The 20,083-nt window shown below is 46.5% G+C and carries 16 protein-coding genes; 9 read left to right on the top strand and 7 right to left on the bottom strand.

What is annotated here, in order from left to right:
* Positions 1-118 precede the first annotated feature (118 nt).
* Entirely contained in the window at positions 119-2,302 is a 2,184-nt protein-coding gene (locus ACJJI1_RS02235) for a S9 family peptidase (protein ID WP_444958426.1), read from the top strand.
* Between the two features lie 305 nt (positions 2,303-2,607).
* Positions 2,608-3,276 carry a DNA-3-methyladenine glycosylase I gene (locus ACJJI1_RS02230; RefSeq protein ID WP_444958425.1) on the top strand — a complete coding sequence of 223 codons (669 nt, stop codon included), beginning with the start codon at positions 2,608-2,610 and terminating at the stop codon, positions 3,274-3,276.
* A gap of 91 nt (positions 3,277-3,367) precedes the next feature.
* Here the strand turns inward: ACJJI1_RS02230 and ACJJI1_RS02225 are convergent, their stop codons facing one another.
* Entirely contained in the window at positions 3,368-4,156 is a 789-nt protein-coding gene (locus ACJJI1_RS02225; RefSeq protein WP_444958424.1) for an SIMPL domain-containing protein, read from the bottom strand.
* 373 nt (positions 4,157-4,529) lie between these two features.
* On the opposite strand from ACJJI1_RS02225, the gene ACJJI1_RS02220 reads away from it, so the two are divergent.
* Positions 4,530-6,728, top strand: coding sequence for a hypothetical protein (locus ACJJI1_RS02220; protein WP_444958423.1), 2,199 nt, complete (start codon positions 4,530-4,532; stop codon positions 6,726-6,728).
* Between the two features lie 128 nt (positions 6,729-6,856).
* Here the strand turns inward: ACJJI1_RS02220 and ACJJI1_RS02215 are convergent, their stop codons facing one another.
* Positions 6,857-7,465, bottom strand: coding sequence for a class I SAM-dependent methyltransferase (locus ACJJI1_RS02215; RefSeq protein ID WP_444958422.1), 609 nt, complete (start codon positions 7,463-7,465; stop codon positions 6,857-6,859).
* A gap of 637 nt (positions 7,466-8,102) precedes the next feature.
* Here ACJJI1_RS02215 and ACJJI1_RS02210 point away from each other — a divergent pair.
* Entirely contained in the window at positions 8,103-9,320 is a 1,218-nt protein-coding gene (locus tag ACJJI1_RS02210) for a hypothetical protein (protein WP_444958421.1), read from the top strand.
* An 86-nt stretch (positions 9,321-9,406) separates the two neighbouring features.
* Here the strand turns inward: ACJJI1_RS02210 and ACJJI1_RS02205 are convergent, their stop codons facing one another.
* On the bottom strand, positions 9,407-10,321 hold the full coding sequence (locus tag ACJJI1_RS02205) for an alpha/beta hydrolase (protein WP_444914450.1): 915 nt from the start codon (positions 10,319-10,321) through the stop codon (positions 9,407-9,409).
* 72 nt (positions 10,322-10,393) lie between these two features.
* Between ACJJI1_RS02205 and ACJJI1_RS02200 the strand changes: the two genes are divergently transcribed.
* Both ACJJI1_RS02200 and ACJJI1_RS02195 read left to right on the top strand, forming a co-directional pair.
* Positions 10,394-10,924, top strand: a complete 531-nt coding sequence (locus ACJJI1_RS02200) for a redoxin domain-containing protein (RefSeq protein ID WP_444958420.1) — start codon at positions 10,394-10,396, stop codon at positions 10,922-10,924.
* A gap of 93 nt (positions 10,925-11,017) precedes the next feature.
* Positions 11,018-11,461, top strand: coding sequence for a hypothetical protein (locus ACJJI1_RS02195; RefSeq protein ID WP_444896442.1), 444 nt, complete (start codon positions 11,018-11,020; stop codon positions 11,459-11,461).
* 152 nt (positions 11,462-11,613) lie between these two features.
* Here ACJJI1_RS02195 and ACJJI1_RS02190 read toward each other — a convergent pair whose 3' ends face one another.
* A complete protein-coding gene (locus ACJJI1_RS02190) occupies positions 11,614-12,000 on the bottom strand; it encodes a DUF2750 domain-containing protein (protein ID WP_444958419.1) in 387 nt (128 codons plus the stop codon).
* A 437-nt stretch (positions 12,001-12,437) separates the two neighbouring features.
* Here ACJJI1_RS02190 and ACJJI1_RS02185 point away from each other — a divergent pair, with 437 nt between their 5' ends.
* The 3 genes from ACJJI1_RS02185 to ACJJI1_RS02175 are packed head-to-tail and all read left to right on the top strand — an operon-like array spanning position 12,438 to position 14,948.
* Positions 12,438-13,154, top strand: coding sequence for a hypothetical protein (locus ACJJI1_RS02185; RefSeq protein WP_444958418.1), 717 nt, complete (start codon positions 12,438-12,440; stop codon positions 13,152-13,154).
* A gap of 21 nt (positions 13,155-13,175) precedes the next feature.
* Positions 13,176-14,189: a sensor histidine kinase gene (locus ACJJI1_RS02180; protein WP_444958417.1), complete on the top strand. Its 1,014-nt coding sequence runs from the start codon at positions 13,176-13,178 to the stop codon at positions 14,187-14,189.
* Positions 14,190-14,201: 12 nt separating this feature from the next.
* Positions 14,202-14,948 carry a LytR/AlgR family response regulator transcription factor gene (locus ACJJI1_RS02175; protein ID WP_444958416.1) on the top strand — a complete coding sequence of 249 codons (747 nt, stop codon included), beginning with the start codon at positions 14,202-14,204 and terminating at the stop codon, positions 14,946-14,948.
* A 155-nt stretch (positions 14,949-15,103) separates the two neighbouring features.
* Here the strand turns inward: ACJJI1_RS02175 and ACJJI1_RS02170 are convergent, their stop codons facing one another.
* From ACJJI1_RS02170 to ACJJI1_RS02160, 3 genes are all read right to left on the bottom strand, one after another.
* Positions 15,104-16,348: a ribonucleotide-diphosphate reductase subunit beta gene (locus tag ACJJI1_RS02170; RefSeq protein WP_444958415.1), complete on the bottom strand. Its 1,245-nt coding sequence runs from the start codon at positions 16,346-16,348 to the stop codon at positions 15,104-15,106.
* 74 nt (positions 16,349-16,422) lie between these two features.
* Positions 16,423-16,557 carry a hypothetical protein gene (locus ACJJI1_RS02165; protein ID WP_444958414.1) on the bottom strand — a complete coding sequence of 45 codons (135 nt, stop codon included), beginning with the start codon at positions 16,555-16,557 and terminating at the stop codon, positions 16,423-16,425.
* Positions 16,558-16,760: 203 nt separating this feature from the next.
* The gene (locus tag ACJJI1_RS02160; protein ID WP_444893081.1) at positions 16,761-19,700 is read right to left on the bottom strand and encodes a ribonucleoside-diphosphate reductase subunit alpha; all 2,940 of its coding nucleotides are present in this window, start codon (positions 19,698-19,700) and stop codon (positions 16,761-16,763) included.
* Positions 19,701-20,083: the final 383 nt, after the last annotated feature.

The raw sequence follows: 20,083 nt of genomic DNA, 5'->3' as shown, positions 1-20,083 counted from the left end.
AATATGTATTTAAAGGTTGGGCTTTGGAATTCCCACGCTGATTGAGTCTCTGAGGATCAAATTCAGACAATAAAATATCAATGGAACAAAGAAAAATAGGTAGGAGAGATAGGGTTCTATGAATAAAACCACAGCAACACTGTTGCTCACCCTTGGTTTAGTAGGGTGTGGCGAGACAGAAAATAACCAAGTAGCAGAGGACAAAACCTTGTTTAGCGAACAGGCTTCCGCCCCTGTAGCCAAGAAAGTACCTCATAAAATGGTTATGCATGGCCATGAGCGTATCGATAATTACTACTGGATGCGCGACGATGAACGTAAGGCGCCAGATGTTATTGCTCATCTGGAAGCAGAAAATGCTTATACCGATTCGGTAATGCACCACACCAAAGAGTTACAGGAATTACTCTTTGAGGAAATGACTGGCCGTCTGGAGAAAGATAAATCAACGGTCCCTGTTTATTATAATGGTTATTGGTATTACAGCCGCTATCTTCCCGAGAAAGAATACGCGATCCACGCGCGACGTAAAGGTACCCAGGAAGCAGATGAAGAGGTTATGCTGGATGTGAATGCACTGGCTGAAGGCCACGGCTACTTTAGTGTAGGGCGCCTAGCCGTTTCTCCCAGTAATCAATTGGTAGCATATCCTGAAGATAGCGTTGGGCGCCGTGTTTACACGATTCGCTTCAAGAACTTAAAGACCGGTGAGATGCTGCCAGATAAATTGGAAAATGCTTCACCAGTTGCGGTTTGGGCAAACGATAACCAAACTGTCTTCTATATCAATAAAGACCATCAAACTCTGCTCGGCTATCAGGTAATGCGCCATAAGTTGGGCACGCCACAGAGTGAAGATGTTGTTGTTTACGAAGAAATGGATAAGGCTTTCTATACGTGGATTTCCAAATCCCGGGATGGAGAGCTGATACGTATTCACCACAGTTCTACAACTAGCAGTGGCCAGTCAATTCTGGATGCAAACACCCCTCTCGCGGATTTTGCTCCCTTATACCCCCGGGAAGAGGATCATGAGTATTCAGCGCTAAAGTTAGGGAATGATTTTTATATCATGACTAACTGGCAAGCTGAAAACTTCCGCCTTATGAAGGTTGCCATGGAGGATGCAGCGGATAAATCTAATTGGCAGGAAGTCATACCTCATAGTAGTAAAGTTTTGTTGGAAGATTTCACTTTATTTGATCATCATCTAGCAGTAATAGAACGAAAAGCGGGGCAAACGGGCCTCCGAATTATCAATTTAGAGAATAATAAGGACCTTCAAGTCGGTTTTAATGATCCAGTATACAGACTGGGCTTGAGTTCAAATCCAAACTTGGACTCAGAGAGTGTTCGAGTATCTTATTCGAGTTTAACGACACCAAATAGTGTTTATGAAGCCAAGCTGGATAGTGGCGAATTGGAATTGCTTAAGCAAGACAAAGTTCTGGGTGGTTTTGACCCAGAGCACTATCAGAGCGAGGGTATCCTGGTAGCGGCACGAGATGGTGTTAAGGTGCCGGTATCTTTGGTTTATCGTAAGGATAAATTTAAGAAAGACGGCTCTAATCCATTACTGCAATATGCCTATGGCTCATACGGTAGTACCGTTGACCCCTGGTTCCGCTCTTCAGTGGTATCCTTGCTTGACCGAGGTTTTGTATTTGCTATTGCCCATATTCGTGGCGGCCAAAAGTTGGGGCGTGCCTGGTACGAAGATGGAAAGATGTTCAATAAAAAGAATACTTTCACTGATTTTATCGACGTTACCAAGGCGTTGGGGAAATTAAAATATGGCGCCTCTGATAAGATCTTTGCTTCAGGTGGTAGTGCCGGGGGGCTGTTGATGGGCGCGGTAGTCAATATGGAACCGGGTTTGTACCGGGGTGTTACTGCGGCGGTGCCATTTGTTGATGTGGTAACTACCATGCTGGATGAGTCAATTCCCCTGACTGTTAATGAGTATGACGAGTGGGGCAATCCTAATAATAAGGATAGTTATGAATATATGCTTTCCTATTCTCCCTATGACCAGGTGAAAGCTCAGGATTACCCAAATATGTTGGTAACCACTGGGCTACATGACTCCCAGGTGCAATACTTTGAGCCAATGAAATGGGTGGCAAAGTTACGCGAATTGAAGACCGATGAAAATCAGTTGTTATTCAATACCAATATGAAAGCAGGTCACGGTGGCTCTTCGGGTCGTTTCCGTCGTTATAAGGAGACCGCTTTACAGTATGCATTTTACCTCGATTTACTTGGGTATAAAAATGGAGAGTCTGATAAGAAGGTTAAGTAATAAATAGGTTATGCTTATTTTAAAGATATAGGCCTGATTATGGGCGGCTAATTATTTTTTATATCTCTACTTAAGTGTCATGTAAATAAAGGGGAGCTAGCTCCCCTTTATTTATTGTGGCAGTTGAAGTGTCCTTTTCTTTTTCAGCCTCCTGAAATATTAACTTCAAGAGCCAGTTGGCTTTTCGTGTTGTTTGAGCAGGATAAACGCGCACCACCTTTTTAGTATTCCGCTAAAACTCCAAATGCTTTGAATTTCTATTTATAGGCGTAGAATGGAGATAGATTTACTGGAAGGTCTGAATTATGCGTGAGTTCGCTGCCATTGAGGCACCTGTGATTGATCGATTTGGAGGGTTAGGCGGACTTCAGTCGAAGCTGGTTAAGCCCAAGCCTGCGCAGTTCCTGAGAGATATACATGATAGTCAGTGGTTGTCATCGGCATCCCGGGCTGTTTTCCAAGCCGGTTTTAGCTGGAAGGTTGTTGAAAAAAAGTGGCCGGATATAGAGAAAATCTTTTATGGCTTTGATGTTTCGTTCTGTCGTTACTTGCCGGAAGAGGCATTAGATGACCTAATGCGGCAGGAAGGTATGATCAAGCACTGGACTAAAACTCGCTCCATTCAGAGAAATGCAGACTTCTTTTGGTATTTATCTAATGAGCATGGAAGTTTGGGAGAATATTTTTCCAGCTGGAATACAGCCAACTATATTGAGAATCTTCTGTACTTGCGTAAAGGTGGCGATCGACTCGGCGGAAAGACTGCCCAAGTATTTTTAAGACGAATGGGAGTTGATACTTTGGTTTTTGCAAGTGATACCATTCGAGCCCTTATCCGAGAAGGGGTTGTCGACAAGTCTCCCTCCTCTAAGAAAGACTGGGCAGCATTAAAGGAAGCTATTGAAACTTGGCAGTCCCAGTCAAATCGTAGTTTGAATGAGATTAGCCAGATATTGTCCTTCTCTGTTGGGTAGACATGCTTGGATCCAGGGTCGGTAAGTGGGGTATCAGTTTGGCAGGAACCACTATTCACGGCTTCTGCCGGCCTCGCTGCTTGATCGAAGTTTACTCAGTTATGTGTACCGGTCTAACCTGGAACTCCACCGACAGTGAAGCTTCATACTGGACCTCGTCGAATGAGCTAGTTTCTGTTTCGATATAGGAGTCCGAAAAACTATCTTTTAGTTTTCCAGCTCTACCCCTGGCAGCGGTAACGACAACCTCTTCCACCGCACCAGCACCCGCCGTCCCATAAAAGCCGATATTCTTTGTACGGATATTAACTGGAATTAGTTGAATACCGAGAGTCTCCTCATAATCCGCTTTTTGCGCCATAATTTTTGCCAGTGCCTTGGATTGTACTTTTTTTGTGTATTCAGAGGTTTCTGAATGTTCAAAAGAGGTACTTACTATATCTACTTCTTTATTTTGGTCAGTTAGTTCTGCGATTGCCTGTAAATGGTTTTCCTGGTCTATTGTTACCGCTACTCTATTTATCACTTTATAGCTGGATGGGTTTTTGCCCAGCCATCCAAATTGAGGAGAAGATGAGAATTTGGAATTCTTGATCTTGGATCCGTCTATTCCAGCCTTGATTAAGCTTTGGGTTAAGTTTTTTCGCAGGGAGCTGTTGCTGGCAATGGCGTCTGATAACAATGGCTCCTCAGTCGTGACAATCACATTCACAATGGCCTGATCAGAGTAAGCGGTCTCTTTTGCGTTGCCATGCAGGGTAACAATTCTGGACTCCGGATATATCAGACCGCGTAAGTCTTGTGGAGTACCCGTAATTTCAGGAGCGGCCTGTGACAGGGCGGGAATGATTAGTGCAGCAAATAAGGCTAGTCTTTTCATATTGACACTTCCATGTAGGGAGGAGTTGATCTTCCAGTGCAGCACTGGTCCAGTGTATTTCACCGAGACTATATCGGTTTTACAAATTTGGAGCTAATTGTTACAGCTGTAATAGCTAGCCAGTACCTTTGTGCTCAAACTATTGCCCAGTTCCTGTCTGGGCAGTGATATCTCAACCATTTGGTGGCCCGGCACCGTTTATCGGCGAAGGATTACCGCTTATCGCCCTCCGGATATTTCGAAAACCAGCTCACAGACAATCGATTGCATTCCTTTAAAGTTCACGCCCGCTGTCACATTGGGTATACAAACTTAGTTAATGGCAGCAAGTAATAACTAAAAATTTTAGCGGCATACAAGTTGGGCAGAACTGATGGGTTTACTAGTTAATAAGAAATTAATAGCGCTTGCTTTGACGGCGCTGCTGGCTGCATGTGGCGGTGGTGGAGGCAGCTCCTCCTCGGATTCAGACAGATCGTCAACAGATGGCGGCAGTGGCCAGGGCGGTAGTGGAAGTGGCGGTCAGGGGACTTCCGGTGATGATGATACCCCGATCTCAGATAATGTAGGGACCACGGTTGTGGTGGGGGATGTAGAAGTCAGTGACTTGGGTTTTGCTTCACTGACTGCGATTGATGTGACTTTACCAGAAGGTATGAACAACGCTCGTGAGGTCTACCAGATGGCCCACTATATTGCGCGCACTGATGGCGAGCAGGACGAAGAGGATATTGATATTCCAATTCGGAACTATACGGCGACCTGCGCTACAGATACCGATACTCCCAGGATGTTTGTTTCTACTACTTTGTCAGAGGGGAGCAGTGCTGCGGATACCACTTACGGTTCTGTATATGAGTTGCAGTATGATCCAGATACCTCCAGTTTTGAGCCAACGGGTAATGCCACGATTTTAAATCAATGCTACGAATCCCACGGTATAGCCGTCAGCGCTAACTGTTCCACAGTGGCGGTACTGTGTAATACAGAATATCAAGCCAGTGAACGCTATGATGTGGAGGCAGATCTAGTTGAGCAATACGGCTCAAGCTGGATGAAAATGGAAGACAATATTGACTTGATTGAATCCCGTATAGCCAATGAAATTGGTCTTATGGTGGCAACCAATCACGGTAAGTATATCGACTTTTTTACAGAGCACCCGACTCTGACATTCGATGATTTTTTTGCCGGGCTGGAAGCAAACTTCCCCGATACTGACTTTGGAGATTCTCCCTCGTTCAGCACGATTAAAGGGTCTGATATGCAGGAGGAGATGGAATACATTATTACCAGTCTCTCTTCTGGTGACTATGACGATTTGTTGCAGCATATTCGCGATGCCAGTTACAAATATAACGAACAAATCTGGCTATTGGAGTGGGAAAGCCAATCGCTGGATGAAGTTCCTGATGCCTACGTAGTGAATAAGATGCATGGTGGCACCCACCTTGGTGCGCAAGAGCTGATTCGTGTTGAAGATGATAGCCAAGGCCGCAGCAGCTATGGTTTCTCTGTGTCGGCACGAGTATTTGATGGTAATGGGAGCTCTCACTACTCGGCGGGGTTAACGGTGATAGACCGTGACAATTGGTCCCTCGATATGACCAGCTCAGATAACCGTGGTTGGTACTGGGCTTGTGGCGATGGACATGTGGTTAATATTCGCTCATTTTATAATCCGGACAGTGAGCTTTATGGAGCAATTTGCACCAGTGATTGGAACGACTGGATAGGTAGTACACACGGGCAACTGGGTACCATTGCAGTAAAGATGGAAACATCCAGCTCATCTACAGAAGGGCGCTTCAATCACTTTGTTCCTTCAACGTCGGCGATGGTATCTAATGGTGGGGGACATACGGTTGTGCCTGTAGATGCTGATACAAATCTTTCACTTATTGTTTCTCCCAAATATATTGAAGATGCAGATATGGACCGGTTCCTGCAGGATGAAGTTGGAGTTGATTCTTCTGATGCTGGTCCGTTTGATGAAGATTGTGCAGGCTATGACACTACCAACTGTTTCCTGTCTTATATGAGTTATAACTACTGGGAAGATGATGATAGTTTCTCCACAATAACAAGGCAGGGACTTTATTCCGGTGATGCACTAGATTCCAGCTCTTTAACCCGTATTGGCATCGCCAAAGTCAGCTCTACCGGTAGTATGGAAGGCCAGGGTTTTAATTGGTTGGTTGAGGATGATGATTGCCAAATTAGTGATCCACAACTTATTGATTTAAAGAATGGACGCTACTTATTTGGGTATGCAAAATTCCAGTGTATTTCTGATAACTTGTCCTATAACCGTATTTATGCCGACAGCGGCTCTAAAAGGTTATTAGTGCCAAAAGCTTATTATGTAATGGAAGTCGATGCAGATCTAAACGTACTTGAAGGGCCAATCGAGTTACCTAATTATGGATGGGGTGGTTTGGATGAGCCTATGTACTTAGGTGATGGAAAAGTAGCTTGGACTTATATTAAAAACCCCACCTACGATAACTATGTGAATGGTCAGCAAAATGTTTGGCAGGCGATGATTTACCACTCAAATAGCGTTAATTAATTTTTTCTCCTGAACTGTTGTAATGATACTGGGAGATAAATTTGGTAAGGGGGCTCCCCCTTACCGCCCTCCTGCTTTTTTCTACTGGAATTCGTGAAATATGGCCGCGTATATGGGGAATGAAGAACTTACTTTTTTGCTATCAAAAAAATTGATTCCTTACTAGGCTGCCATTCCTGGTCAATAAGAAAACCAACTCGTGTAAGCTTGTCTAAAAGCTCCTGTCTGTCAATTTTGTGGACATAAGGGGCCAGGTTTATGCGTTGCATCACTGGGATCAAGAATCGCCAATTGCTTTTCTTAATTAATGCAGTACTTGATACAAATATGCCCCCCGGTTTTAATAAATTGTAAACCCGCGCGATAGCACCATCTATATCCTCCAGAAGATGTAATATATTTAGCCCTAAGATGGCGTTAAAACTATCTGGTTCGAATTTTAGTGAACCTAAGGTGCCTTGTTGAAAATTTATATTTTTAATAGAGGCACTTTTTACTTTTTGCTTGGCAATATCCAGCATCTTCTCGGAAATATCAGTGGCAGTTATACTGTTTACATAGGATGAGTGATGAATGGCGGTGCTACCCGTGCCGCATCCGAATTCCAATACAGACCAGTCTGCCTGAAAATATTCTTGTGTTATAGCCAGTTTTCTCTTGTAACTTTTTAAATCTTTTATAGGGCTTTTGGCATAGCGCGCTGCAGTTTTATCCCAAAACCTTTTTGGCTCTATCATTTTTCCCTTCCTACCGTAGATGTTCAATGAGTATGCATTCGATCGGCGGATAACCTACTACTAGATGATTATCTTTTGATTTTAAGTGTATGTAGTATATTTCCCGAGTAGTTAGCCTCTAAAAATTATCTCCGTAGATATGCTCATATATTTATACCTTGTAATTCTTGCTGTATGTTTTAATTTAGTGCCACAATTTTTATGGGAAGGGTGCATAACGTGTCACAGGTATATCGATAGAAAAGTGGCTGCGATACTTGTGTGCTACGATAGGGGTGGTTGAAATTTAAACGATCCAGCCTTTTCTTTACATAAATCATTTTTTCGAAAAGATAGCTTGCTCCAAAATTTTTTGTGGAAGTGCTCACTCACCTTTAGTTTCATCAATACTGTGACCTAGAGCGTGGTCGCGGTTCTTAGTTTTTGCGAACTTTGTCACATTCAGCTAAGCCTCTTTCTCTTTATGACTGCAGAGTCATATTGCTTGTCGCCCTAAGATTCTGTTTGGCGCTAATAGTCATATTCTTGGCACTTCTTAACCGGATACCTTTCGCAAGCCATAAAACAGTCTCGGCAACATAAAAAGACAATTTATAAAATTGGGATCAAGCCCGAGCAAAAATAAAAGGACATCAAAATGACACTTTATCAGCGATTGGGTGCGAGCTTCTCCCTAGTAATAGCGGGGCTTTTGGGATCAGCCTCAGCAAGTGCGGATAACTGCTACATCCTGGTTCATGGCCATGGTACTGAGGGCCATATCAAGCAGCGTACTAACTCCCAGGGTAATCTTGAGCAGCCGGCTTTAGATTATTGGAGTGAGGCCTACTTCGATGAATACGCGGGTAGTGACTTTATTGAACAGTTACGTGTAAACGGCGGCAATTACGGTGTGGTTGGCTACAACTCCACCGATGAGGGCGAGATGCCCTACTGGCATGACGGCACAGCGGGTGAAATCGCTCGGCAGATAATCGCTATTCGCAATGGCGAAGGCGATGATTATGAGCATGAAAACCAGTGCGCTGCCGATGACACTTTCTACGTGATCGCCCACAGTCAGGGCGCCACCCAGATGATGTACCTCGCAGGCAATGCCGTACCGGGGTCCCCTTACTATAACCGTGCTTACAACCAGCTGGATTCCAATACTGTGACCGAAACCTCGAAGGTTTGTACTGGCTCCTGGTTCTGGAAAAGCTGTAAGAAGAAAACCGAAACCGTTAATGTCGCAGGCCTGAATGATAGTTATGCGGTTGAAGTGGACTTTGACACTGCCATTAGCGGTATCGCGGCAATCTTTACTACTGGTGGTGCAATCACTGGTACTGAAGGGGTTGATCGACTGTGTAACGGTAGCTGGATCGAAGATTTGATCAACGATTGGTTTATCGGTCGTGAGTGCGCAGCAGTACGTTACCTGCAAACCAATGATGTCTATGCTGTACGCAACTATGTCGGCACCAACCTGGCTGCACCGGTGTATACCATTGGAGGCTACGCCGGTTTCCCAGGTATTGAGAGTGCTAGCTCTTTGCTGTTGGGCGGTGAGGACGATGGTTATATCAATCTGGCTTCCCAGATGAACTGCTCTGGTTCTGCTAAGCGCAACTTGTGGTCAAATCTGAAGGAATACAAGACTTTCCTGGGTATCGCTTACGGTAGCGCTATCTTCTCCTGCGATAATGACAACAAGGGGACAGCGCGTTCCTATAACCTGGCGAGTATTTATACCGATCATGACGCTCAGCGTAACGGCGGTATTATGGCCCCAGACTACACTGGTATCCCCGATGGCCTGAACTGTGGTGCCGGTAAAAATACGGCTGGTCGTATTGCTGCCTGTACAGAGTAATTAGCTCATCGTTTTAAAAAAGCCCGCTTAAAAGCGGGCTTTTTAGTTTGCGGGAATCACATATTTACTTCTATTAGTTTTTAGCTCTAGTGATCCTCTACCACTTGCAAATTGTTCTCTGCTTTCATACGAGATATTTCGATCTCTTCTGCAAAAATCTCGTGGATGCCGAAACGGTAACTGTCAGTACTATTTGCCGCATGGGTACCGCCTGGAATCGTTGTAAATGCAATGCGCCAGGGAGTGGTCTCTTGTTCTTTCCAGTGCTTATGCCAGGAGAGTGCATCTTTGCGCAGGTTTGGCATGTCTTTGGAGCCACTTGTTACTACCAGAGTCAGATCCTCTCTTGTCGCTTGTACAGGTTCCCTGTAGAAAAATTCCTGTTGTGGTAGGAAGGTGGCATTGCTGGCTATCAATCCTTTAAACAAGTCGGGCTTAGAAAATGCTGTGTAAAGCACAAAATATCCCCCTCGACTTTGACCGAAGAGAACTCGTTGATGAGGGTCTACCGAGTAGCGGCTTTCAACTGTTGGCAAGAGCTCCCGCTCTAGAAAGTTGAGAAACTGTGCTGCACCGCCATACGTAAGTGTGTCACTGTCACCGGGTAGTGAAAAGTCAAAACTGCGATGATTGATCTCGGGTTTAAATGAGCCGTAAGCAATACCTACGATAATCGCCTCGGGGGCGTAATCATCGTAATGCATAAACAGGTGATTAGTAGCCAAAATTGGGAACAGTGAATCCCCATCGAGGAGATAAATGACCGGGTAGGTTGTATCCTCGTTTGGATTATAGCCCTCAGGCAGGCGAGTATAGATATGGTAGGGGCGCCCAATAATCGCTGAATCCAGCTTAAAGTAGTCCCCTTTCAGGGCAGGTAAGAACTCAAGAGGCTGGGAATGACTTTCAGGAGAAGAGTTACTTTGGTGGTTAGCAGGGCAGCCACTTAGCAGTCCGGCTGCTAATAGCGTTGATAGAAAACGAATAAGGGGCTTTTTCATCGAGTCTCCTATACTAACGGTGGGATTCATTGGTTGACTAAGTCTCTTCTTATATTCTCAAGTGGGGTGCTAATGAGCAATATAAAGCTTGCTGCTGGTATCGATTTTCCTGCAATAGAAGTAAAGCGACTTGGTGGAGGTGAGTTGGTACTGGGGAAGCTTGAAGGTAGTTTCCCTTGGCAAATGGTAGTCGTTTACCGAGGTAAGCACTGCCCACTATGTACCAAGTATTTGCGTGTCTTGAGTGTACTACTACCCCGCTATCATGCGGAGGGTATTGACGTGGCTGTTGTCTCTGCCGATACGGAGGAAAAAGCTTCTCTGCATATGGAAGCAATTCAGCCGGGATTTACTGTCGGTTACGGTTTATCAATACCCCAAATGCAGCAGCTTGGGCTCTATATTTCAAAACCCCGCTCCCCTGAAGAAACAGATAGGCCCTTTGCTGAACCGGGTGTTTTTGTCATCAACGAATCTGGAAGGCTGCAAATAGCCGACATTTCCAATGCACCTTTTGCGAGGCCTGACTTGCAAACGCTATTGGTGGGTATCGAGTTTATCCGAAATCCTGATAACCATTACCCAATTAGGGGAACATATTAAGATTTTTTAAATACCCTGCTAATTCAGGGAGCTATATTTTGGATTAAAAGTTTGTAGTAAAGTTAGAGGTCTGGAATTTAAGGGGGTAGGATAGTGACGAACGCTTTTCTCTCTGAGGTGAATCACTTCAAGCTTAATCCAATTGATAATAGTAAAGTCGTATTAATTGATGGCCCCAACCAAAGAGCTATACCCGTTTATGGTAGAGAGATTGTTGCTCAATACCAATTTCTCGATAAAGTGTTAGTTATCCTACATGATTGGTGGTCTCTGGATCAGGGAGTTAATATCTACCTACTCTCTAGAGGAAGAGTTTTGGATTTTGCTTTGAGTTCGGATATCGACTTATGGGGAGATTTAGATGACGTGAAAGTTATCCAACCGGATACTATTTGCTTTTCTTTTCCGAATGCTTTGCACTGGCGACTGCGCTGCTATAAGCGGGCAAGGCCGGCTTTATATCTTTCCCTTCCTTATAGTTTTTGGTGGCGTCGAAACTTATTTTATTCCTGGTTTTCATTGCAGCGCCTCAAGTGAATAGTATATATAAATATCAGGCGGCGAATCTGTAATTGTATATTACCCAAGTAAGATAACAGGTGTTTACCCTGTTATCTTACTTTTATTCAATAGAGCTGAACTTTCTTTGTCGGATTTTTGAAGCGATAGCTTCAACGTGAATAGCCTATTTAGAAGTTGTTCAGCTCTTCCCGTAGATCGATCTCTAGTTCCTCTGAGCTAGTAATCCATACGCTTTTATCCGGCGCAGGAAACACACCTATTTCAATGTCGTCACCTTTTAAGCCAGAAAGCCACTTCTTTAAAAACTGTGGTAAGGGAATGCTTTTAGGGGTGAGGCCCGTTTCATTCTCGGCATAGGCTTGGGCAAATTCAGCGCTTGGCCATACTGGCAGATATTCAAAGCCACCATCTTCATCGGTGTGTATTTTAAGAAAGCAATTTTGGCTATCGATCAGTATCCAGATCTCCCGCTCTTCTCCGGCTATGCTCAGAAAATACTCGTAGCGATCTTCACAGCTCAAGGTGGCAATATCATTCAAATCAGGGGTGTTCATAGAGAATTCACAATCATAAATTTAAGACGGTCGGCTACGACAGACAACGCTTTCTTGGGGGTCGAGTGTAGCTAATATGAGTTATTATGCGCCAATTCTGAATCTTGTCCAAACTGTTTAACCTACTGATAGGCGTCAATGGTGATCTATAAGGGCTTTAGTGGAACATAAGTCTAGTTTGAGGGAGGTAGCAAGTATAGGGGCTCATTATATGCTGTACTCCCAAAGTCACTATCTATATACGATGATTGCTATTGTTAGCTGACTGTACATATCTCAAAAGCAACTCTCTGGATGTTGCATAAAGGTCTCGTGAGCATATCTTATTTGGCTTTTCCCCCTGTTTATTTGGGTTCTCCCCCTGTTCACAGCTTTCTTCTAGAACACTTTCCTTCTACCTCCTAACTTTGAGGTTCTATTTAGGTAAGGAAGCTAACATGGAAAATCAAAGACAAGTATCAAGTCGTCAAAGCAAAATTAATGTACTACTAGCATTGAGCGTATTTTTTTTGTGCGGCTTAATGGGGCTTAAGAGAGACACCGTTGAGTTTGAAGAAATTTTTGTCGAGCGAATCAATATTGTAGAAAAGAACGGCTTGAACCGTATGGTTCTAGCAAACTCAGATAAGGCGCCAGGGGTCGAAAGGTATGGGCGAGAGGTATTTCGATCAGATTCATCTAGGCCTGGGATGATTTTTTACAATGATGAGGGGACTGAAAATGGGGGATTTATATTTCGAGGAAGTCAGGACGGTGGTATAACTAACCATGGGTTGCATCTATCTTTTGATAGATATAATCAAGATCAAACTCTAATGGTGCAACACATTGAAAGTTCTGATTATATGGTCACGGGCCTTACAGTAATGGACCGTCCTGATCAGGATATGGATTTTGATCTGTCTAAGGAGTTTAGTGAGGCTAAAAGGCTTGGCGATAAAGAGCGAATAGAACGGCTAGCAAAGCTGTATAAAGAAGAAAAGCTTGGTGGGACTAGAAGGGCTTTTTACGGTACCCTAAATGGTGATTCGAAGCTTCAGCTAAATGATATTGATGGAAACAAACGTATTCAGCTAATGGTTACCAAAGATGGTGAGGCAAAATTAGAGTTTCTCGATGTCAATGGTCAGGTTATTATGCGCCTTCCGCAGTAAATAAATAAGTAAAATATAAAGATGAGCAAGGTAGCCATTATTTTTTTGACGACATGTTTCTCAATTTTGGTTGTCTTGTACTCTGCTACAATAAAAGCTACTCCGGGAAGTGCCATCGTTATACATTATGATGCACCAATTTGGATTGTATTACAGTGCTTTCTCTCTCAATGGTTGTCGCTGAAAGTATATGGCACGTTAATACCAAGTAAAAAAGAGGAAAATATATCTATCCAATCTTTCCTTGCAGTTTTTTTAATTAGCGGCTTTATCTACTTTTTCCTAGCAATATTTCTTACTTTGTCTTTGGAACTGTTCTTTGGTATCCAGAAGATAGATAGAAGACATGTGTCCTTACTTGCATTGAGCTTGATTTTTTTACATGTTTTAAACTGTGGTGCAGTTATTTCCTTCAGGCTAATTAAAGGGGTTAATGAGCAGCGTCTAGATTTGGAGAGAGTACAAAAGTTACTTTTGGAGAAACAGCTTGAAGCTATGCAGCAGAAGCTGGATCCTCATTTCTTGTTTAATAATCTAAATGTTCTGTCGGCACTTATAGGTTCCAATCCTGAGGTGGCTGATGAGTTTCTAGATAAGTTTACAAATATCTATCGATATGTCTTAGAATGTCAAGATTTTAAAACGACAAGTCTTGAACGTGAAATTAATTTTGCAATGGATTACATGTCATTGGTGGAGCAAAGGTTTTCTCATGCGTACAAATTAGATGTTGAATGTAGAAGAAATACTTTATATCAACATGTAACTTTACCTTGCTCTCTTCAGTTGGCGTTGGAAAATGTAATCAAGCATAACCAGGGGGATAGGGAGAATCCTTTGTGGGTTAAAGTAATAGTGACTGATCACTGGCTTGAGGTGAGAAATAAAATAAGGCCAAAAGTTACAACGGTTCCTTCGGGAAAGTTAGGGCTAGTAAACCTGAGGGAAAGATCGGAGATGATCTTAGGTAGGTCAATAGAAGTCACGCAAAAGGATGGTGAATTCATGTTGCGCCTTCCACTAATCTGTAACTAATGTAATCATTCAATGAATATTCTGTTGATTGAGGATGAGCCGTTAACGGCCGGGAAGCTAAAGAACTATATACTGAAGTATAACTCTCAAGCCAAAATCTTGGGTCCGTTGGATAAAGTTGAAAAGGTTCGGAGATTTTTCCTGGAAGAAATCGAATTAGATCTTATATTCTCAGATATAGAGCTACTCGATGGGCCGGTGTTTCACGTGTTGAATGAGATTGATTTACCCTGCCCGATTATATATACCACCGCCCATGACTCCTATTGGATGAATGCTTTTCAAAATATGGGAATTGAATATTTACTTAAGCCATATTCTTACAAGCGTTTTACCGGTGCTATGCTGTCTTTCGAGCAGTTAAAGAGTAGTTTTTCGAATAAAACTTATGCCAAGGAAGAACCGGCTGTCGGCGCTGGATTTAGATATAGATTTCTATTGAGAAAGGGCGGATGTGTAGAGGTTTTATGGGTAGAAGATATTATTTGCCTAAGAGCTGAGCAAGGAATTATTGTTGCTCACGATAAAAAAGGGATGACTCACTCGTTAGTGCAACAGTCGGTGACTGATCTTGAGTCCCAGCTGAACCCTCAAAAATTTATTCGAATCAATCGTAGTGATATTGTCAATATTCAGTATGTGCAGCGCTTTGAGGCTTATGGTAAAGACACTCTCGCAATTCATCTCTCAGGTTTGAACGAACCTCTTATAACTAGCAAGACAAGAAGTTCTGCTTTTCGGCGCTGGCTTGATAGTTAAAGTTAGGCAGTAGTATTTGTGGGGTGAATACTAAGGAGAACCTTTAGCAAGCTATTATTAGGATAAAAAAAACGGGCATTAAGCCCGTTTTCAATACTTCTCTTCCTGTGAGCGACTACTTTCTCCTTTTTAGTAATTCGCTAACCAGGAAGCGCTTACCACTGCAGTGCGCCGCCGGTTTGGTATTCGATAACGCGGGTTTCAAAGAAGTTTTTCTCTTTGCGCAGGTCCATAATTTCAGACATCCACGGGAATGGGTTCTGAGCGCCAGGGAACTGCTCTTTCAGGCCCAGCTGGCTAAGGCGGCGGTTGGCGATAAACTGGAGGTACTCCTCCATCATATTCGCATTCATGCCGAGTACGCCGCGGGGCATAGTGTCGCGGGCATAAGCTACTTCAAGCTCCATACCCTCGAGAATCATCTGGGTGACTTCCTGCTGGAATTCTGCTGTCCACAGGTGTGGGTTTTCCAGCTTAATCTGGTTGATGACGTCGATGCCGAAGTTCAGGTGCATAGACTCGTCGCGCAGGATGTACTGGAACTGCTCGGCAACACCGGTCATTTTGTTACGGCGACCCATGGACAGGATCTGGCTGAAGCCACAGTAGAAGAAGATACCTTCAGTGACAGCGTAGAAGGCGATCAGGTTGCGCAGCAGCTCCTGGTCGGATTCAACGGTGCCGGTTTTGAAGTTGGGATCACCGATGGCCTGCGTGTGAGATAGGCTCCAGGCCGCTTTTTTGGCAACCGCAGGCACTTCGCGGTACATATTGAAGACTTCACCTTCGTCCATACCCAGGGATTCTACACAGTACTGGTAGGCGTGGGTGTGAATGGCTTCTTCAAAAGACTGACGCAGCAGGTACTGGCGGCACTCCGGGTTGGTGATATGGCGGTAGATCGCCAATACCAGGTTGTTAGCAACCAGGGAGTCTGCGGTGGAGAAATAGCCCAGGGAGTATTCCACGATGCGACGCTCGTCCTCGGTCAGACCGTTGGGGTCTTTCCACATGGACACGTCTTTGTTCATGTTGATTTCCTGGGGCATCCAGTGGTTGGCGCAGCCGTCCAGGTATTTTTGCCAGGCCCAGTCGTATTTAAAGGGAACCAACTGGTTGAGGTCAGCGCGGCAATTAATAATGCGCTTTTCATCTACCTGGATACGGGCCGCACCCATTTCCAGTTCTTCCAGGCCGGGAGCCGGGTCCATATTAGCAACTGCGGCACGGGCGGCATCAACGGCAGTGGAGCCGCTTTGGGCCGCAGGCGACGCCGGAGCGGCTGTGTAGGAAGCGCTGGGCTCCTGCACGGACTTTGCCTGGGTCTCCGGCGTCGGTCGCGGTTCGGTTGCTTTTTCAGGTTGTTGGGGCTTGGTGTCGATGTCGTCCCAGCTCAGCATAGTTGGCCCTTTTGATCGGTCTCACTATCGAAAGTTCGATAAAAAATTCTTAAATCTTCCTGGTGTATTACTCACTAATTGGGTGCAACCAGGGATGACATACCGGTGATATTTTTTACCGGTATTAATTCATTACAGGCTCGTATTTTTAACTCGCCTGGGCACAGAAAATCCTGTGCCAGATCAATTTTTGCTGCGCTTTTGTGCATTTATTTGCACTGAATTTTCGCTGGCAATTGCACTGGGTTTTCTCGGGAAAATAAGCCGCAGCCGATCCCCGGTCCCTATGGTATTACCCACTATTAAAATAATGGGTGGACCGGGGTCGCTGCGCATGGTCATGCCCGCACTTGCGGTTACGACGCTCTCCCCCGAGAGTCAGTGCAGCCCCTATAAAAAAGGGGCTTAAATTTTACTGGCAGGCCTCGCAATCTGGGTCGTCCAGTGAGCAGGCTTGAGGCACTGCGGCCGGTGCGGGTGCAGCTTGTTCAGCAGGTGCTGCCGCAGCCACTCCGTTGCTACCGCCGTGTGCACTTACCGCGTTCAGGGTGCCGCTATTTACCGTAGATTTCTCTGTGGTAGTGGCAGCCAGTGCGCGCAAGTAGTAAGTGGTTTTCAGGCCGCGGAACCAAGCCATGCGATAGGTCAGGTCCAGCTTCTTGCCGTCGGCGCCGGCAATATACAGGTTCAGGGACTGGGCCTGGTCGATCCACTTCTGGCGACGGCTGGCAGCATCCACGATCCAGCGCGGCTCCACTTCAAACGCGGTGCGGTATTTCGCTTTCAGGTCTTCCGGTACGCGATCGATTTTCTGTACAGAACCTTCATAGTATTTCAGGTCGTTAACCATGACCTGATCCCACAGGCCGCGATCTTTCAGATCGTGTACCAGATAGGGGTTTACTACGGTGAATTCGCCGGACAGGTTCGATTTCACATACAGGTTTTGGTAGGTCGGTTCGATCGACTGGGAAACTCCGGTGATATTGGCAATGGTTGCAGTAGGAGCGATCGCCATCACGTTGGAGTTGCGCATACCTTGGGCTTTTACTTTCTCGCGCAGGCCATCCCAGTCCAGAGTGGAGCTGGTGTCCTGTTCGATAAACTGCTGTCCGCGCTGCTCAGCCAGGATCTGGATGGAATCCAGCGGCAGAACACCTTTGCTCCACAGGGAGCCTTCGTAGGTCTGGTACTTGCCGCGCTCGGCAGCCAGGTCGCTGGAAGCGGAGATGGCTTCGAAGCTGATCGCTTCCATGGTGTTGTCGGCAAAGGCGACGGCTTCATCGCTAGCGTAGGCGATGCCGGCTTTGTACAGCGCGTCCTGGAAGCCCATCAGGCCCATGCCCACCGGGCGGTGACGCATGTTGGACTGGCGTGCACTTTCAACTGCGTAGTAGTTGATGTCGATAACGTTATCGAGCATACGCACCGCGGTTTTTACGGTATTGGCCAGCTTGGTGCGGTCGAGTTCACCGTTCTCACCAATGTGTTGAGCCAGGTTCACGGAGCCCAGGTTACACACGGCGATTTCGTCGTCGGCCTTGGTGTTGAGAGTGATCTCGGTGCACAGGTTGGAGCTGTGAACCACACCGGCGTGTTGCTGCGGGCTGCGCAGGTTGCAGCTGTCTTTAAAGGTGATCCAGGGGTGGCCGGTTTCGAACAGCATGCCCAGCATCTTGCGCCACAGGTCTAGTGCGCGGATCTTCTTGAACAGACGCAGCTTGCCTTCGGCAGCCAGTTGCTCGTAGTGGTTGTAGCGCTCTTCGAAGGCTGTGCCGAACAGGTCGTGCAGGTCCGGGCAATCGGCCGGGGAGAACAGGGTCCACTCTTTGTCTTCGAACACGCGCTTCATAAACAGGTCGGGGACCCAGTTGGCGGTGTTCATATCGTGGGTGCGGCGGCGGTCGTCACCAGTGTTTTTGCGCAGCTCGAGGAATTCCTCGATATCCAGGTGCCAGGTTTCCAGGTAGGCACAGACAGCACCTTTGCGCTTACCGCCCTGGTTGACGGCTACTGCGGTGTCGTTGGCCACTTTCAGGAAGGGCACAACACCTTGGGACTTGCCGTTGGTGCCTTTGATATAGGAACCCAGCGAGCGCACCGGCGTCCAGTCATTGCCGAGACCGCCTGCCCACTTGGACAGCATGGCGTTATCGCGGATCGCGCCGTAAATGCCATGCAGGTCGTCCGGTACCGTGGTCAGGTAGCAGGAGGACAGCTGCGGGCGCAGGGTGCCGGCGTTGAACAGGGTCGGGGTGGAACTCATGTAGTCGAAAGAGCTCAACAGGTTGTAGAACTCTACCGCGCGCTCGTTTTTGTTCTCTTCATTAATGCTGAGGCCCATGGCGACGCGCATAAAGAAGATCTGCGGCAGCTCGAAACGAATATCGTCGCTGTGCAGGAAGTAGCGGTCGTACAGAGTCTGCAGGCCCAGATAAGTGAACTGGTGATCGCGCTCGCCTTTTAGAGCTTCGCCGAGTTTTTCCAGGTCGAAGGTGGCCAGTGCAGGGTCCAGCAGGTCCAGCTCGATACCCTTTTTCACGTAAGTGGGCAGGGTAGAGGCGTACAGCTTTTCCATCTCGTGCTGGGTGGCGCGCTCGGCAACACCGAGGAAGCGCAGCGCTTCGGAGCGCAGCTTGTCCAGTAGCAGGCTGGCAGTGGCGAAGGTGTAATTGGGCTCCTGCTCAACCAAGGTGCGCGCAGTGATTACCAGCGCGGTGTTGATATCGTTTTCGGAAACACCGTCGTACAGGTTTTTCAGGGCTTCGTTAAGAATTGCCGCGCTGTCGACATCTTTGAGGCCTTCACAGGCTTCTTTGACAACGGTGCGCAGGCGCTCCATATCCAGAGGTGCAAGGCTGTCATCGTCCTGCTTTACACGGATGCTGGGGTGGGCATCGACGGCTTGCTCGGCAATTTGAGCAGTTTTTTCTTTCTCTGCGCGCAGGCGGGCGTGTTCTTCGCGGTAGAGTACGTAGTCGCGGGCAACCTTTTGTTCACCGGCGCGCATCAGGGCCAGTTCTACCTGGTCCTGGATCTCTTCAATGTGGATAGTGCCGCCAGAGGGCATGCGGCGTTTGAAAGTGGCACTGATCTGGCCGACCAGTTCTTCAACTTGTTCGTGGACACGGCTGGAAGCAGCGGCGGTGCCGCCTTCAACAGCGAGGAAGGCTTTAGTGACGGCGACGGCAATTTTGCTGTCGTCGTAGGGTACAACGGTGCCATTGCGCTTGATTACGCGGATCTGGCCCGGTGCAGTAGCGGCCAGAGTCGTGCCGCCAGTCGCCTGGTCGCTGGAGGTGCCTGATTTTTCCGCAGGCACGGCTTGAGAGCGCCCTGTCTCTGTGTGCATGTAAATCTCCGAAAGGTTTGTTCTGTTGTCTGTCCGCGTGCGTTCAAAAGAACGGCGGCCACATGACTGTGTGGCATGGCGGAGCGTGTCCTTCGCTTTGCCAGTGTTTATCCACAGCTGTGGACACTGGAAACAGGCGGCTTGTCACCGGCTATCTGAAAAGGTTTGCCAGCTGCTGCCTGTGGCGGAAATTCCATTCCGCCCGCTTACCTCTGATTCTGCTTTGAAAAAAGCAGCGCCTGACGCCCACCGCCAAAAAGTGTGGTGGTGCGCCGGAATTTGCCCCACATAATGGGGGTGCTCTTGAGCCTCTACCCCAATATATAGGGGGTCGGCCTCGAGTGCGCTACAAGATAATGCGGTAGGCGGGTCAGTTCAAGGCG

The organism is Microbulbifer maximicatervae (SeqCode) (genome assembly GCF_052467065.1).
Note: the sequence above shows the minus strand (reverse complement) of the source record. Positions and strands in the feature narration are given on the sequence as shown.

Excerpts from the sequence above, each read along its gene's own strand:
- ACJJI1_RS02235 (WP_444958426.1), top strand. The coding sequence starts at position 119 with ATGAATAAAACCACAGCAACACTGTTGCTCACCCTTGGTTTAGTAGGG.
- ACJJI1_RS02230 (WP_444958425.1), top strand. The coding sequence starts at position 2,608 with ATGCGTGAGTTCGCTGCCATTGAGGCACCTGTGATTGATCGATTTGGA.
- ACJJI1_RS02225 (WP_444958424.1), bottom strand. The coding sequence starts at position 4,156 with ATGAAAAGACTAGCCTTATTTGCTGCACTAATCATTCCCGCCCTGTCA.
- ACJJI1_RS02220 (WP_444958423.1), top strand. The coding sequence starts at position 4,530 with ATGGGTTTACTAGTTAATAAGAAATTAATAGCGCTTGCTTTGACGGCG.
- ACJJI1_RS02215 (WP_444958422.1), bottom strand. The coding sequence starts at position 7,465 with ATGATAGAGCCAAAAAGGTTTTGGGATAAAACTGCAGCGCGCTATGCC.
- ACJJI1_RS02210 (WP_444958421.1), top strand. The coding sequence starts at position 8,103 with ATGACACTTTATCAGCGATTGGGTGCGAGCTTCTCCCTAGTAATAGCG.
- ACJJI1_RS02205 (WP_444914450.1), bottom strand. The coding sequence starts at position 10,321 with ATGAAAAAGCCCCTTATTCGTTTTCTATCAACGCTATTAGCAGCCGGA.
- ACJJI1_RS02200 (WP_444958420.1), top strand. The coding sequence starts at position 10,394 with ATGAGCAATATAAAGCTTGCTGCTGGTATCGATTTTCCTGCAATAGAA.
- ACJJI1_RS02190 (WP_444958419.1), bottom strand. The coding sequence starts at position 12,000 with ATGAACACCCCTGATTTGAATGATATTGCCACCTTGAGCTGTGAAGAT.
- ACJJI1_RS02185 (WP_444958418.1), top strand. The coding sequence starts at position 12,438 with ATGGAAAATCAAAGACAAGTATCAAGTCGTCAAAGCAAAATTAATGTA.
- ACJJI1_RS02180 (WP_444958417.1), top strand. The coding sequence starts at position 13,176 with ATGAGCAAGGTAGCCATTATTTTTTTGACGACATGTTTCTCAATTTTG.
- ACJJI1_RS02175 (WP_444958416.1), top strand. The coding sequence starts at position 14,202 with ATGAATATTCTGTTGATTGAGGATGAGCCGTTAACGGCCGGGAAGCTA.
- ACJJI1_RS02170 (WP_444958415.1), bottom strand. The coding sequence starts at position 16,348 with ATGCTGAGCTGGGACGACATCGACACCAAGCCCCAACAACCTGAAAAA.
- ACJJI1_RS02165 (WP_444958414.1), bottom strand. The coding sequence starts at position 16,557 with ATGCACAAAAGCGCAGCAAAAATTGATCTGGCACAGGATTTTCTGTGC.
- ACJJI1_RS02160 (WP_444893081.1), bottom strand. The coding sequence starts at position 19,700 with ATGCACACAGAGACAGGGCGCTCTCAAGCCGTGCCTGCGGAAAAATCA.